The sequence below is a fragment of the Prauserella rugosa genome (assembly GCF_000719975.1).
In the GTDB taxonomy this organism is placed as follows: domain Bacteria; phylum Actinomycetota; class Actinomycetes; order Mycobacteriales; family Pseudonocardiaceae; genus Prauserella; species Prauserella rugosa.
This window is the reverse complement of the sequence record NZ_JOIJ01000004.1, coordinates 274,019-287,800: the sequence shown is the minus strand read 5'-3', so window position 1 is coordinate 287,800 and position 13,782 is coordinate 274,019. Positions and strand designations below refer to the sequence as shown.

The 13,782-nt window shown below is 69.1% G+C and carries 10 protein-coding genes; 4 read left to right on the top strand and 6 right to left on the bottom strand.

Annotation, left to right across the window (positions count from 1 at the left end; genetic code table 11):
* The first annotated feature begins 293 nt into the window (after positions 1 to 293).
* The 3 genes from IF64_RS0108065 to IF64_RS0108055 all read left to right on the top strand — a co-directional run bounded on the left by IF64_RS0108065 (position 294) and on the right by IF64_RS0108055 (position 7,171).
* The gene (locus tag IF64_RS0108065; RefSeq protein WP_425468467.1) at positions 294 to 1,343 is read left to right on the top strand and encodes a DNA polymerase IV; all 1,050 of its coding nucleotides are present in this window, start codon (positions 294 to 296) and stop codon (positions 1,341 to 1,343) included.
* Positions 1,344 to 1,640: 297 nt separating this feature from the next.
* Complete coding sequence (locus tag IF64_RS0108060) at positions 1,641 to 4,616, top strand: ATP-binding protein (protein ID WP_030531403.1); 2,976 nt, start codon at positions 1,641 to 1,643, stop codon at positions 4,614 to 4,616.
* A 71-nt stretch (positions 4,617 to 4,687) separates the two neighbouring features.
* Positions 4,688 to 7,171: a DNA gyrase/topoisomerase IV subunit A gene (locus IF64_RS0108055; protein ID WP_030531402.1), complete on the top strand. Its 2,484-nt coding sequence runs from the start codon at positions 4,688 to 4,690 to the stop codon at positions 7,169 to 7,171.
* A 121-nt stretch (positions 7,172 to 7,292) separates the two neighbouring features.
* Here the strand turns inward: IF64_RS0108055 and IF64_RS0108050 are convergent, their stop codons facing one another.
* Complete coding sequence (locus IF64_RS0108050) at positions 7,293 to 8,201, bottom strand: RluA family pseudouridine synthase (RefSeq protein WP_030531401.1); 909 nt, start codon at positions 8,199 to 8,201, stop codon at positions 7,293 to 7,295.
* A 37-nt stretch (positions 8,202 to 8,238) separates the two neighbouring features.
* Here IF64_RS0108050 and IF64_RS0108045 point away from each other — a divergent pair, with 37 nt between their 5' ends.
* Positions 8,239 to 8,712 (top strand): nitroreductase family deazaflavin-dependent oxidoreductase, encoded by a 474-nt coding sequence (locus tag IF64_RS0108045; RefSeq protein WP_030531400.1) that lies wholly within the window; start codon positions 8,239 to 8,241, stop codon positions 8,710 to 8,712.
* Between the two features lie 24 nt (positions 8,713 to 8,736).
* On the opposite strand, the gene urtE is transcribed toward IF64_RS0108045, so the two are convergent.
* The 5 genes from urtE to urtA all read right to left on the bottom strand — a co-directional run bounded on the left by urtE (position 8,737) and on the right by urtA (position 13,510).
* The gene (urtE, locus tag IF64_RS0108040) at positions 8,737 to 9,423 is read right to left on the bottom strand and encodes an urea ABC transporter ATP-binding subunit UrtE (protein WP_030531399.1); all 687 of its coding nucleotides are present in this window, start codon (positions 9,421 to 9,423) and stop codon (positions 8,737 to 8,739) included.
* Entirely contained in the window at positions 9,423 to 10,181 is a 759-nt protein-coding gene (gene urtD / locus IF64_RS0108035) for an urea ABC transporter ATP-binding protein UrtD (RefSeq protein ID WP_246134853.1), read from the bottom strand. The genes urtE and urtD overlap by 1 nt, the downstream gene beginning before the upstream one ends.
* The gene (gene urtC / locus IF64_RS0108030) at positions 10,178 to 11,293 is read right to left on the bottom strand and encodes an urea ABC transporter permease subunit UrtC (protein WP_051757555.1); all 1,116 of its coding nucleotides are present in this window, start codon (positions 11,291 to 11,293) and stop codon (positions 10,178 to 10,180) included. Before urtC ends, urtD begins: the two co-directional genes overlap by 4 nt.
* Positions 11,290 to 12,174, bottom strand: a complete 885-nt coding sequence (gene urtB / locus IF64_RS0108025) for an urea ABC transporter permease subunit UrtB (protein WP_030531396.1) — start codon at positions 12,172 to 12,174, stop codon at positions 11,290 to 11,292. Before urtB ends, urtC begins: the two co-directional genes overlap by 4 nt.
* A gap of 67 nt (positions 12,175 to 12,241) precedes the next feature.
* Positions 12,242 to 13,510: an urea ABC transporter substrate-binding protein gene (urtA, locus tag IF64_RS0108020; protein WP_246134854.1), complete on the bottom strand. Its 1,269-nt coding sequence runs from the start codon at positions 13,508 to 13,510 to the stop codon at positions 12,242 to 12,244.
* Between the last annotated feature and the right edge of the window lie 272 nt (positions 13,511 to 13,782).

Here is a 13,782-nt window from a genome sequence, read left to right as displayed (position 1 = left end):
CGTCTCGCCTGCCGTCACGTCGACGCCAGATCGCCGCGGCCGTTCCGCGGGCGATGTCGGGCACGCGTCTCACCCGCGAAGAGATCGGCACGGGAAGTCACGGGAAACGCGTCGCAATCAGCGAGCACCTGGGTCAACGTGTACGTGGCCACTTGTTGTTCCGTTCGGGGCTTCCCGGTGGCGCGACGTCCGTCACGTGCGCCGTACCACATTCCTGCGCGCGTTGACGGGGTCGAAAGGTGAACCGCGGGAACGATTTCCCCGGGTATCGATTTCGCCGCATACTGATCGGCGTGGAGTGGATACTGCACGTCGATCTCGACCAGTTCATCGCAGCCGTCGAGGTCGCGCGGCACCCGGAGTTACGGGGCAAACCCGTGGTGGTCGGCGGACAAGGCGATCCGCAACAGCGTGGGGTCGTCGCCACCGCCTCGTACGAGGCGCGCGAATTCGGCGTGCATTCCGGAATGCCGTTGCGAACCGCGCTCCGCAAATGCCCGGATGCGGTGTTCCTGCCCTCCGATGTCGCCGCTTACGAAGAGGTGTCCGAACGCGTCATGGCCGTATTGCGGGAACTTCCGGTCGTGGTCGAGGTCGCCGGATGGGACGAGGCTTTTCTCGGTTCCGACACCGACGATCCCGAAGCGCTGGCGCGCCGGGTGCGGCAGACGGTACGGGAACGCACCGGGCTCGAATGTTCCGTCGGCATCGGCGACAACAAACTGCGCGCCAAAACCGCGACGGGATTCGCCAAACCGGGCGGGATCCACCGGATCACCGAACGCGAATGGATGCCCACCATGGCCGATCGCCCGCCGGACGCGCTGTGGGGGATCGGCGGGCGTACCACGAAGAAGCTCGCCGAGGCGGGTATCCACACCGTCGGCCAGCTGGCTGCGGCCGATCGCGACGACCTCGCCGCACGGTTCGGCCCGACCATGGGGCCGTTCTTCCGCGTGCTCGCGCACGGGTGGGGCGATCGGGACGTCACGGCAACGCCGTACGTGCCGAAGTCGCGCAGCCGCGAGACGACGTTCCAGCGCAATCTCACCGACCGCGGCGCGTTGGAGGGTGCCGTGCGGCAGCTGGCGCGGCGCGTGTCGGCCGACGTCGTCGCCGAGGGGAGGCCCGCGGTCAGGGTGGTGGTGAAGGTCCGCTTCGCCCCGTTCGTCACGCAGACCCGCAGCATGTCGCTCGGCGCGCCCACGAGTGAGGCGGACGAGCTCGAGACCGCGGCGCTGGAGGTGCTCGGGCGGTTCGAACTCGACCGGCCGGTGCGTCTGCTCGGGGTGCGTGCCGAGTTCGCGCAGCCGGCACCGTCGCAGCCGGCTGACGAGGCATGACGCCGTTTCCGCACCCGCGAGCCGCGACATGAGGTGAGTCACACCGCGCGGTGACCGTCGCGGCATCGTTATGGCCGGGTTACGGCCGGAGTCCGGCACGTGCGCGGGAATGTCCGACCATCCGGATACGCTGCACTACGGTGCCTTCCCGTCGGGCCGGTGAGCATGCCCGGCGCCGGCGGCCCTGCGGAGGGCGTGCCAGCGGTTCGCACGCCGCCTCGATGCGGGTACGCGGACACGGAACGGGACGGGTGCCGCACGGCATCACCGCATCACGAGACCGGGAGAGACGACCCTGTGACTGCTTCGGCCGAGACCCTGTACGGGGCCGACGATCTGACCCACCTCGAGGGACTGGAAGCGGTTCGCAAGCGGCCCGGCATGTACATCGGGTCGACCGACAGCCGCGGCGTCAACCACCTGTTCGCCGAGATCGTCGACAACTCCACCGACGAAGGTGTGGCTGGCCACGCCGACCGGGTCGTCGTCACGCTCCACGCCGACGGGAGCGTCGAGGTGGAGGACAACGGCCGCGGTATCCCCACCGGCACGCACGCCAAGTCCGGCATCTCCGGCGTCGAACTGGTGCTGACGCGGTTGCACGCGGGCGGCAAGTTCGGCGGCTCGGGCTACAAGGCCTCGGGTGGTCTGCACGGTGTCGGCGCCTCGGCGGTCAATGCGCTGTCGCTGCGTTTCGACGTGGAGGTGCGCAACGGCGGCAAGGTGCACGAGATGTCGTTCGCCCGCGGCGTTCCCGGTGTGTTCGACGGGCCCGGGCCGAAGGCGAAGTTCACCCCGCAATCCGGGCTCAGGGTCGCGCGCAAGATGAAGCGCGGCGAGTCCACCGGGACCTCGATCCGCTACTGGTACGACGCGCGCTACTTCGAGAAGGGCGCCGAGCTCGACGTCGAGCACGTGCGCACCAAGCTGCAGCACACGGCCTTCCTCGTGCCGGGCGTCACCTACGTGTTGCGCACCGCGACCGACGGCGAGGTCGGTGCGATCGACGAGGAGACGTTCCACTACCCCAACGGCCTGACCGACATGGTCGAGTACCTCGCGCCCACGGGGGACCGCGCCGTGAGCGGCACGCTGTCCATCACCGGCGAGGGAACCTACAAGGAGAACGCCGCCGACGAGAACGGCGTCATGCAGTCCAATGTGGAACGTAGGGCCGAGGTCGACGTCGCGCTGCGGTGGGGAACCGGGTACGAGCGCACCATCGAGTGCTTCACCAACACGATCCGCAACGTGCACGGTGGCACGCACCGCAAGGGTTTCGAACGCGCGTTGACGCGGTCGCTGCAGGACGCCATCTCGCGCACCCGCGGGCTGCTCAAGCCGAAGGAGGATCCGCCGACCCTCGACGACATCACCGAGGGCATAACGGCGGTCATCCACGTGCGCATCCCCGAGCCGCAGTTCACGTCGCAGACCAAGGACGAACTGTCGACCGCCGGGATCACCAAGGTCATCCAGGGCATCGTGGACAAGGAGATCCGCGCCTGGACCGAGCACCGCAAGACCAAGTCCGAGGCCAAGACCGTCCTGCAGAAGATCGTCGACGCCTCGCGGGTGCGCATCGCGCAGAAGCAGCAGAAGGACGCGGCGCGGCGTAAGACGGCGCTCGAGGGCGCGGCGATGCCGCCGAAGCTGGTCGACTGCCGTGCGACCGGAATCGCCCGCAGCGAACTGTTCCTCGTGGAGGGCGACAGCGCCCTCGGCTGCTTCACCGGTGACACGCGCGTCGCGTTGGCCAGCGGCGGGGCCAAGACGTTCGCCGAGCTGGCCGATGACTGGGCACAGGGGATCAGGCACTTCGGCTACACGACGAACGCCGAGGGGCGGGTCGTGCTCGCCCCGCTCGTCGAACCCCGGGTGACCAAACGCGGTGCGCAGCTCGTGCGGGTGCGGCTCGACAACGGCGAATCGGTTCGGTGTACCCCGGACCATCTGTTCCGGCTTCGTAACGGTTCGTACCGGCGTGCGGACCAGTTGGTGGCCGGGGATTCGCTCATGCCGCTGTACCGCACCGTGTCCGCCAAGTCCGCAGGGGACAACCTCGACGGTTACGAGCGCGTGTGGATGAACGATCGTGAGGAGTGGGTCTACACCCACTACCTCGCGGACGGATACAACCTGCGGAACGGCTTCGACAGCCCTGCCAACGGGACGGTGACCGCCTGGCACGAGGCCCACCCCGAGTTCGGCCTGCGGCATTCGGTGCACATGAAGGTGCGCATGTCCGACCCCGACACCGGTCACCTCGCACGGGTCCAGGAGGGGCGTGCTCGTTACGTCGAGACGGTTCCGAAGCAGGAGAGGGTCGCCCAGCAGAACGAGGGCCGCCGGATCGCTGCGCTGAAACGGCTCGCCAACGTCCTCGACGTGTCGGACGACGAGCTGGAGGGTGCGTACGAAGCGCTTCGGCTGGACACGGCGCGGACGGGCCTCCGGTTCGAGAGGCTGCTCGCGCACTACCACGGCGACTACCGCCGACTTCGGGAAGCGGCGCAGCATGTCAATCATCGCGTGGCGGCTGTCGAGTTCCTCGACGAGACCGAGGACGTCTACGACCTGACCGTGGACCACTACCACAACTTCGCACTGGAATCGGGTGTGTTCGTGCACAACAGTGCCCGCAGTGCGCGGGTGTCGGAGTACCAGGCGTTGTTGCCGTTGCGGGGAAAGATCCTCAACGTGCAGAAGGCGGGACTCGGCGAGGCGCTGAAGAACGCCGAGATCTCGTCGATCGTCCAGGTGCTCGGCGCGGGCACCGGCCGCACGTTCGACATGTCGGCGATGCGCTACGGCCGCGTGATCCTCATGGCCGACGCCGATGTGGACGGTTCCCACATCCGCACCCTGCTCATCACGCTCTTCGCCAGGTACATGCGGCCGGTGATCGAGGAAGGCAGGCTGTACGCGGCCATGCCGCCCCTGCACAAGGTCGTCACCAAGGGCAAGAACGAGGAGACCTACTACACCTTCACCGAACGCGAGATGCAGGAGAAGGTGGCCGAACTGGAGGCGCGGGGCAAGACCATCAAGAAGCCGGTGCCCCGGTTCAAGGGCCTCGGTGAGATGGACGCCGACGAACTGTGGGAGACCACCATGAACCCCGCGACCCGCGCGGTGCGGCGGATCTCCCTCGACGACGCCGACGCGGCCGAGGCGGCGCTCGAACTGCTCATGGGCGAGAAGGTCGAACCGCGGCGGAACTGGCTCGTCTCCTCGTCCGAACGTGTCGACACCGCCGCGATCGACATCTGACGGTGCCGTGACGCACCCCGTATCGAGCGCCCTGCCGCTGCTGAAGCGACCGACAGAAGCCGGAGAACCCGATGGCACGCCGTAAGAACCCGACGACCCGCGTCGATCCGGCCGCGTTCGACCAGGCCGGCGCCCAGGTCTACGACAACTCCCTCGCGACCGAGATCGAGGACTCCTACCTGGAGTACGCCTACTCGGTCATCCACTCGCGAGCCCTGCCCGACGCGCGCGACGGGCTCAAGCCGGTGCACCGCCGGATCCTCTACTCGATGAACGAGAACGGCTACCGGCCCGACCACGCGTACGTGAAGTCCTCGCGCGTCGTCGGCGACGTCATGGGCCGGTACCACCCGCACGGCGACGTGGCGATCTACGACGCCATGGTGCGGCTGGCGCAGGACTTCTCGATGAACGTGCCGCTCGTCGACGGACACGGCAACTTCGGCTCCCCGGACGACGGCCCGGCCGCTTCGCGTTACACCGAGGCTCGCATGTCGCCCGAGGCGATGCTGCTCGTCGGCGAGCTCGGCGAGGAGACCGTCGACATGCGGCCCAACTACGACGGCGAGCTGCTCGAACCCACGGTGCTGCCCGCCTCGTTCCCGAACCTGCTCGTCAACGGCACGTCGGGGATCGCCGTCGGCATGGCGACGAACATGATCCCGCACAACCTGAGCGAGGTCATCTCCGCCGCACGGTGGCTGATCAACCACCCGAACGCCTCGCTCGACAAGCTCATGGAGTTCGTGCCGGGGCCGGACCTGCCCACGGGCGGACAGCTGCTCGGACTCGACCAGGTGCGTAAGGCCTACGAGACCGGCCGCGGGGTCGTGCGCATGCGCGCCACCGTGGAGACCGGGCCGATCGAGGGCAGCAGGCGCCAGGGCATCACCGTCACGGAACTGCCCTACGGCGTCGGGCCGGAGAAGGTCATCGAACGCATCACCGACGAGGTCAACAAGACGAAACGGCTCACCGGCATCGCCGACGTCAAGGACCTCACCGACCGCGAGAACGGCACCCGGCTCGTCATCGAGTGCAAGGTGGGCGTCAACCCGCAGGCCCTGCTGGCCGACCTGTACCGGCTGACGCCGCTCGAGCAGTCCTTCGGCATCAACAACCTGGTGCTCGTCGACGGCAAGCCGCAGACCATGGGGCTCAAGCCGCTGCTCGAGGTGTTCCTGCAGCACCGCTACGACGTCGTCACGCGGCGCACGCGTTACCGCAGGCGCAAGCGGGAGGAACGGCTCCACCTCGTCGAGGGGCTGCTCAAGGCGCTCGTCGACATCGACAAGGTCATCAAGCTCATCCGCCAGAGCGAGAACGCCAAGGCCGCCAAGGAAGGCCTGATGAAGCGGTTCGAGCTCACCGAGATCCAGGCTACGTACATTTTGGACACGCCGCTGCGGCGGTTGACCAAGTACGACAAGCTCGACCTCGAACAGGAGGACGAGCGCCTGCGGGCCGAGATCGCCGAGCTGTCGAAGATCCTCGACGACGAGAAGGAACTGAAGAAGGTCGTCTCGGCGGAGCTGGCGAAGATCGCCAAGGATTTCCCGACCGAGCGGCGCACCGCCCTCATCGATGGCGACCTCAAGGAGGTACTGGCCGCCTCGAAGCCCGCGGGCCCGCTGGAGGTCGCCGACGACCCGTGCCACGTCGTCCTGTCGGCCACGGGGCTCGTCGCGCGCACGGCGGCCGAGTCCGAGGAGGCGCAGGAGAGCCGCAGGCGCAACGGCCGCGTCAAGCACGATGCGGTGCAGGCCGTGGTGCGCACGACGGCGCGCGGCCAGGTGATCCTGGTGACCAGTGCGGGCAGGGCGTTCAAGGTGGACGTGCTGCCGTTGCCCGTACTGCCGGAACAGACCGGCACCGTGTCGCTGCGCGGGGGGATGGCCGCCAAGGAACTGGTGCCGCTGGAGAAGGGCGAACGGGTCGTGGGACTCGCGCCGATCGGCGACCACGTCGGCGATTCCCCCGGGCTGGCCCTCGGCACGAAGGCGGGTGTGGTGAAGGTGTGCGCCCCCGACTGGCCGGTGCGGTCCGAGGAGTTCGAGGTCATCAACCTCCGTGACGGCGACGAGGTCGTCGGCGCGGCGTGGCTCACCGACGGCGACGAGGAACTGGCTTTCGTCACGTCGGCGGCCAACCTGCTGCGTTACTCGGCCTCGCTGGTGCGCCCACAGGGGCTCAAGAGCGGTGGCATGGCCGGTGTGAAGCTGTCCGGGGACGCCGAGGTGGTGTTCTTCGGCGCGGTGCGCACCGACGACGACGAACACGGTGCACCGTTCGTGGTCACGGCCACGGGCGAGTCGGTGAAGGTGACGCCGTTCTCCGAGTACCCCGCCAAGGGGCGTGCGACGGTCGGTGTGCGGGCGCACCGTTTCCTCAAGGGGGAGAACGCGGTGACCGTGGCGTGGATCGGACCGCGGCCTGCGGGTGCGTCGAGGAAGGGCGACCCGGTGGAACTGCCGGAGGTCGAACCGCGTCGCGACGGTTCGGGCTCCGCCCACCCCGGCCCCGACTTCATCGGCCACCGCATCGAACGCGACTGACCGGCGCTCCCGAAGGCGCCGTGTTGCGCCTTCGGGGCCTCGTGTTGCGCCCCCAGGTGCCCGTGTTGCGCCTTCGGGGCCTCGTGTTGCACCCCCAGGTACCCGTGTTGCGGGTTCGTGCTCAGCCGGGCCAGGCCGACAGTGTGCGGCGGCTCTCGAACCGGCGGCGTTCGCCGGTGAGCGGATCGATGAACTCGAGGACCTTCGCCAGCAGTTGCAGCGGATTACGGAAGTCGTCCAGCGCCGTCTCGTAGGTGACGGGGTAGAACGAGTCGCCGACGATCGGCACGCCCAGCGAGGCGAGATGGACCCGGAGCTGGTGCGTGCGGCCCGTGGCGGGCACCAGCCGGTAGCGGCCGAGTCCGTCGCGGTGCTCGAGGAGTTCGACGTAGGTCTCGGCGTTCGGTTCGCCCGGCACCTCTTCGGCCGTCACGACCTCCCGCCGTTTGACGATGCGGCTGCGTACCGTCCTCGGCAGGGTGAGCTCGGGGTCGTAGGGCGCGATCGCCTCGTACTCCTTGTGCACCGCACGGTCGCGGAACAGGTTCTGGTACGGACCACGCAGTTGTCTGCGGACGGTGAACATCAGCAGCCCGGCGGTGACGCGGTCGAGCCGGTGCACCGGACTGAGTTCGGGCAGGCCGAGTTCGTCACGCAGGCGCACCAGTGCCGTCTGCATCACGTGTTTGCCGCGGGGGATCGTGGCCAGGAAGTGCGGCTTGTCGGCGACCACCAGGTCGTCGTCGCGGTACACGATGCCGATGTCGAACGGCACCGGCACCTCCTGCGGCAGGTCACGGTGGAACCAGACGAAGTCGCCGGGCACGTAGGGCGTGTCCGGGGTGACCGGGCCGTTCGCGGTGACGAACCGCCCCGCCGCGACCATCTCGTCGATGCGGGCGGGCTCCAGCCGGTGCAACCGGTGCACGAGGTGGTCGCGCACGGTCGTCCACGTCCCGTCCATGGGGAGCCGCACGCGGGCGGCGTCGAGCCCGTTGCGCTGCGGCAACGGCGAGACGGGGCGTTTCATACCTGCCAGGGTAGCGATCGGGCGTAGCGTGCCCGGCATGGAACGGACCTCCGACCAGGGCCCTCCGACGGGGTGGCGGCGTGCCGTGGCCAGGGCGCCGATCGTGCTGTATCGGCGGGGCCTGGGGGCTCTGCTGGGCAGGCGGCTGGTGTATCTGGTGCACACCGGACGCCGGAGTGGGCGCAGGCGCGACGTCGTGCTCGAGGTCGTGCGCAGGGACGGCGACGCGGTGATCGTCTGCTCCGGGTTCGGCACGGCTGCGGCGTGGTATCGCAACGTCGTGGCGAACCCGGACGTCACGCTGCAGAGCGGGCGCAGGCGCACCGCCGCGCGCGCCACCCCGCTGGACGTCGACACCGGCGAGGACCTGATGGCCGACTACGGGCGCCGGCATCCGAAGCTCGCCGCACGGCTGGCCCGCGTGATGGGCTTCCGGGTGGACGGCAGCGACGAGGACTACCGCGCACTCGGCCGCGAGGTGCGGTTCGTCCGTCTCGACCCCAGCGCGTGAGAACGCGGACCACGGCAGGTCCCGTCAGATCGCCATCGCGGCGCGCACCGTGTCGTGCGCTTCGGTGCCACCCTCCCCGGTCGAGGTGACGCGGCCCGAGGCCAGCACGTAGTACCGCTGTGCGGCCGCGAGGGCGAATCCGACGTGCTGTTCGACGAGCAACACCGACAGGCTGCCCGCCTCGGTCAGGCTCGTGATCGTCTGCTCGATCTCGGCGACGACGGACGGCTGGATGCCCTCGGTCGGTTCGTCGAGGATCAGCACGCGCGGTCCGGTGAGCAGTGCCCGCGCGATCGCCAGTTGCTGACGTTGCCCGCCGGACAGCAGTCCCGCCTTGCGCGCCAGCACCTGCCGCAGCGCGGGGAACAGATCGAGGACGTCGTCGATGCGGGCCGCGGGATGGGCGTCGGCGACCACCTGAAGGTTCTCGGCCGCGGTGAGTTGGGGAAAGCCCTGCTGGCCCTGGGGCACGTAGGCGAGACCGCGGTGGACCCGCTTGTTGGTGCGCAGGCGCGTGATGTCCACGCCGTCGAGCAGGATGCGTCCCGACGTGGGGGTGAGCAGGCCGACGGCGGCGCGCAGCAACGTCGTCTTGCCGGCACCGTTGTGTCCGAGCACCGCGGCGACGCCGCCGTCGGGCACCGACACGCTCGCTCCGTGGACGACCGTCGCGCGGCCGTACCCGACATGGACGTCGACGAGCTCGAGCATCACGCCACCTCCCCACGGGAACCGCTCGTTCCGAGGTAGACCTCCTGGACGCGCGGATCCGCCTGCACGTCGGTGACGCCGCCTTCGGCCAGCACCCGGCCCGCGTGCAGCACGGTCACCGAGTCGGCGAACGCGCGCATGAAGTCCATGTCGTGCTCGACGACGATCACCGTCCGGTCGGCGCCCACCGCGTGCAGGAGCTCGCCGGTGGCCTGCCGTTCGTCGGCGCTCATGCCCGCGACCGGTTCGTCGAGCGCCAGCACGCGCGCGTTCTGCACCAACAGCATGCCGATCTCGAGCCACTGCTTCTGGCCGTGTGAGAGCTCGCCCGCCTTCCGTTCGCGGTGCGCGGCGAGCCCGACCGTCTCGAGCGCCTCCTCGACCGTGGCGGGCACCGCGGTGCGGGCGCGGAGAAGGGTCAGCGGGCCGCGGTGCGCACCGGCCGCGATGTCGAGGTTCTGCAGGACCGAGAGCTCCTCGAACACGCTGGCGGTCTGGAACGTGCGCCCGATGCCGAGCCGCGCGATCCGGTGCACCGGCCTGCCGAGCAGATCGCTCCGTCCGAATCGGATCGAGCCGGTGGCCTTCGCCAGCCCCGTGATCGCGTCGACGAGGGTCGTCTTGCCTGCCCCGTTCGGTCCGATGAGGAAACGCAGATCGCCCTGCAGCACCGTCATGGACACGCCGTCCACGGCACGGAAACCGTCGAACTCCACGCGCACGTCGGACAGTTCGAGATAGTCGGCCGTCATGCTCATACCGAGGCCTCCTCACGAGCCGGTGCCGCGTCGGTCGGGTCCGCGTCGCCTCCGTGTCGTCGCCTGCGCAGGGGCCGGCGTCCGCTCAGTGCGGCGAGCCCGCCGGGCAGGAACGCGATCACGAACACGAACAGTGCGCCCTGGAAGTAGGTCCACATCGACGGGAAGCTCTCCGACAGCGACGTCTGCGCCCACGCCACGGCCAGTGCACCGAGTGCCGGGCCGAAGAGCGTGCTGCGCCCGCCGATCGCGACACCGATGAGGAATCCGATCGAGGGCACGACGCCGACGTCCTCGGGCGAGATGATGCCCGCGATCGGGACGAACAGTGCGCCGCCGATACCGGCCATGACCGCGGCGAGGACGTAGGCGACCGTCTTGACCATCGCGGGGTCGTAGCCGAGGAACCGTACGCGCTCCTCCTGGTCGCGCACCGCCACCAGGAGTTCTCCGTAGCGGCTGCGGTGCAGTTGCCAGGCGGCCAGCAGCATCACCAGGAGCGTGGCGGAGGCGAGGAAGAACAGCATCCGCTTGTTGACCGGGTCGAACAGGTCGTATCCGAAGAACGAGCGGAATCCGTTGAGGCCGTTGGTGCCGCCGGTGGTGGTCTGCTGGCCGATCAGCAGGATCGCGAACGCCGCGGCCAGCGCCTGCGACAGGATCGCGAAGTAGGCACCGCGAACCCGGCGGCGGAAGATCGCCCACCCCAGGGCGAACGCGACGATCCCCGGTACCGCGACGACCGCCACGAGCGTGACCAGCGGGGAGCGGAACGGTTCCCACCACCACGGCACCTCGCCGCTGCCGTAGAGCTGCATGAAGTCCGGAACGCCACCGGGTCCGGCGTCGTCGAGCTTCATGTGCATCGCCATCACGTAGGCACCGAGGCCGAAGTAGACGCCCTGGCCGAGCGTGAGCATGCCACCGCGACCCCAGGCGAGTCCGATGCCGACGGCCACGATCGCGAAACACACGAACTGCCCGAGCAACGACAGCCGGAACGCCGACAGCAGCGAGGGAGCCACCACCAGCAGTGCCACGGCGATGCCGGCGAAACCGGCGATCGTCGGCAGGCTGCGCCGGACGTTCCCGCCCACCGCCTTCCCCGTCATACGAGACTCCTCGTCCGCACGCTGAAGATCCCCTGTGGACGGACCTGCAGGAACACGACGACCACCACGAGCACGCCGACCTTCGCGAGGCTGGCGGTCGTGGAGTACTCGAACGTCGCCTGGATCAGCCCGAGCCCGAACGCGGCGATCACGCATCCCTTGATCTGGCCGATGCCGCCTGCCACCACGACCAGGAACGCGTCGACGATGTAGTTGGTGCCGAGCGTCGGTCCCGTCGACCCGAGCAGCGTCAGGGCGACACCTGCGACCCCGGCCAGGCCGGAACCGATGAAGAACGTCAAGCGATCGGTGGAGCGGGTCGACACGCCCACCGTCTCGGCGAGGTCGCGGTTCTGCACGGTCGCGCGGATGCGCCTGCCCAACGACGACGCCTTGAGCAGCGCGCCGAGACCGGCGACCGCCGCGACCGACAGCACGAGGATGAACAGCCGCGCCGCCGAGACCTGCGCGAAACCGAGGTCGACGTTGCCGGACAGCCATGCCGGCGCCCGGACGTCCACATTGGGCGCCCCGAAGATGTCCCTCGCCAACTGCTGGAGGATGAGCGCAACGCCCCAGGTGACCAGCAGGGTGTCGAGCGGACGGTGGTACATGCGACGCAGGAGCGTCGCCTCGAGTGCCACGCCGAGCGCGCCGCCCACGACGAAGCCGATCGGGATCGACAGCACCAGCGACACCCCGGCGTTGCCGACGACGCCCTGCACGACGTAGGCGGTGTAGGCGCCCGCCATGATGAACTCGCCGTGGGCCATGTTGATGACGCCCATCTGGCCGAAGGTCAGCGCCAGGCCGAGCGCGGCCAGGAGCAGCACCGATCCGAGTGAGAGACCGGCGAAGAGCTGACTGGAGAATGCGTCCACGAACGTCCTTTCCGCATCCGGGAGGGCCCGCCCCGGTGGTCAGGGCGGGCCCGCGAGACCGAACCCGTCAGCCGTCGGCCAGCTCGCCGGCCCAGTCGTAGCCCTTGAGATAGGGGTCGGGCTCGATCGGCTCGCCCGAGTCCCACACGGTGTGGATGAGCCCGTCGGAGCCGATCTCACCGACGCGGGAGGTCTTGGCGATGTGCTGGTTGTCGCCGTCGACCGTCACCGTGCCCTCGGGCGCGTCGACGGTGACGCCGTCGGCTGCCCTGCGGACGTCGTCGGTCGCGAACGACTCGGCCTTCTCGACCATCTCCTTCCACAGGAACAGCGAGGTGTAGGCGGCCTCCATCGGGTCGGAGGTCACGCGCTGGTCGCCGTACTCGGCGCGGAAGGCCTCGACGAACTTCTCGTTCTCGGGCGTGTCGACGGTCTGGTAGTAGTTCCACGCCGTCAGCTGGCCCTCGAGGTTCGCCTTGCCGATGCCCTCGACCTCCTCCTCGGCGATCGACACCGACATGACGGGCATGTCGTCGGCCGAGAGCCCCGCGTTGCGGTACTCCTTGAAGAAGGCCACGTTGGAATCGCCGTTGAGCGTGCTGAACACCGCGTCGGCGCCGGCCTGGCGCACCTTGTTCGTGATCGTGGAGAAGTCGGTGTGGCCCAGCGGGGCGTACTCCTCACCCTTGATCTCGATGTCGTGGGCCTCTGCGTACTGCTTGATGATCTTGTTGGCCGTCCGCGGGAACACGTAGTCGGAGCCGACGAGGAACAGCGACTTCGCGCCCTGCTCGGCCAGGTAGTCGAGGGCGGGCACGATCTGCTGGTTCGTCGTCGCACCGGTGTAGAAGATGTTCGGCGACGACTCGAGACCCTCGTACTGCACCGGGTAGAACAGCAGCGAGCCCGCGCCCTCGACCACGGGCAGCATCGCCTTGCGCGAGGACGAGGTCCATCCGCCGAACAACGCCGCCACGCAGTCGTCCCCGGTCAGCTTGCCCGCCTTCTCGGCGAACACGGTCGGCTCGGACGCGCCGTCCTCGCTGACCACCTCGAGCTTCTTGCCGAGCACTCCGCCGTCGTCGTTGATCTGCTGGGCGGCCAGCTGCAGCGAGTCGTGCACCGTCTTCTCGCTGATCGCCATGGTGCCGGACAGCGAGTTGACGAACCCGATCTTGACCGAGTCGCCCGAGGTGTCCACACAGGACTCCGCCGCCGTGTCGCCCGCGTCGTCGACACGGTTGCCGCACGAGACCAACAGAACGGATGCGGTGACGGCCAGCGCCGCCGCGCGCAGAACGCGGCCACGCCGCAGTGCAGTGCTCGCCGATGTCACGTCGGATTCGCCTTCCGTGGGGGACCGAGGCCATGACGCGGCGGTGTGCGCGTGCAGGAAGCGTTCGACCGCGTCGGCCGCTCACGCTAGGAACGCCGTGTTTCCGGAACCGGCGCGCGATCATTACCGGGCGATCACGGCACACGCCGGGTCGGCGCCGATTGCGACATCCGGGCGTTACGTCCGGTCGGCCCTGGTTCCTCGCTGTGTGGGCCGACACCTCGGGGTTTGTGCCGCGGCCGGTCGGGTAGTCGTCGCAAGACGCCGACGGA

Bases quoted from the DNA above. Each gene is read 5' to 3' on its own strand.
- IF64_RS0108055 (WP_030531402.1), top strand. From the start codon at position 4,688: ATGGCACGCCGTAAGAACCCGACGACCCGCGTCGATCCGGCCGCGTTC.
- IF64_RS0108050 (WP_030531401.1), bottom strand. From the start codon at position 8,201: ATGAAACGCCCCGTCTCGCCGTTGCCGCAGCGCAACGGGCTCGACGCC.
- IF64_RS0108045 (WP_030531400.1), top strand. From the start codon at position 8,239: ATGGAACGGACCTCCGACCAGGGCCCTCCGACGGGGTGGCGGCGTGCC.
- urtE (WP_030531399.1), bottom strand. From the start codon at position 9,423: ATGCTCGAGCTCGTCGACGTCCATGTCGGGTACGGCCGCGCGACGGTC.
- urtD (WP_246134853.1), bottom strand. From the start codon at position 10,181: ATGAGCATGACGGCCGACTATCTCGAACTGTCCGACGTGCGCGTGGAG.
- urtC (WP_051757555.1), bottom strand. From the start codon at position 11,293: ATGACGGGGAAGGCGGTGGGCGGGAACGTCCGGCGCAGCCTGCCGACG.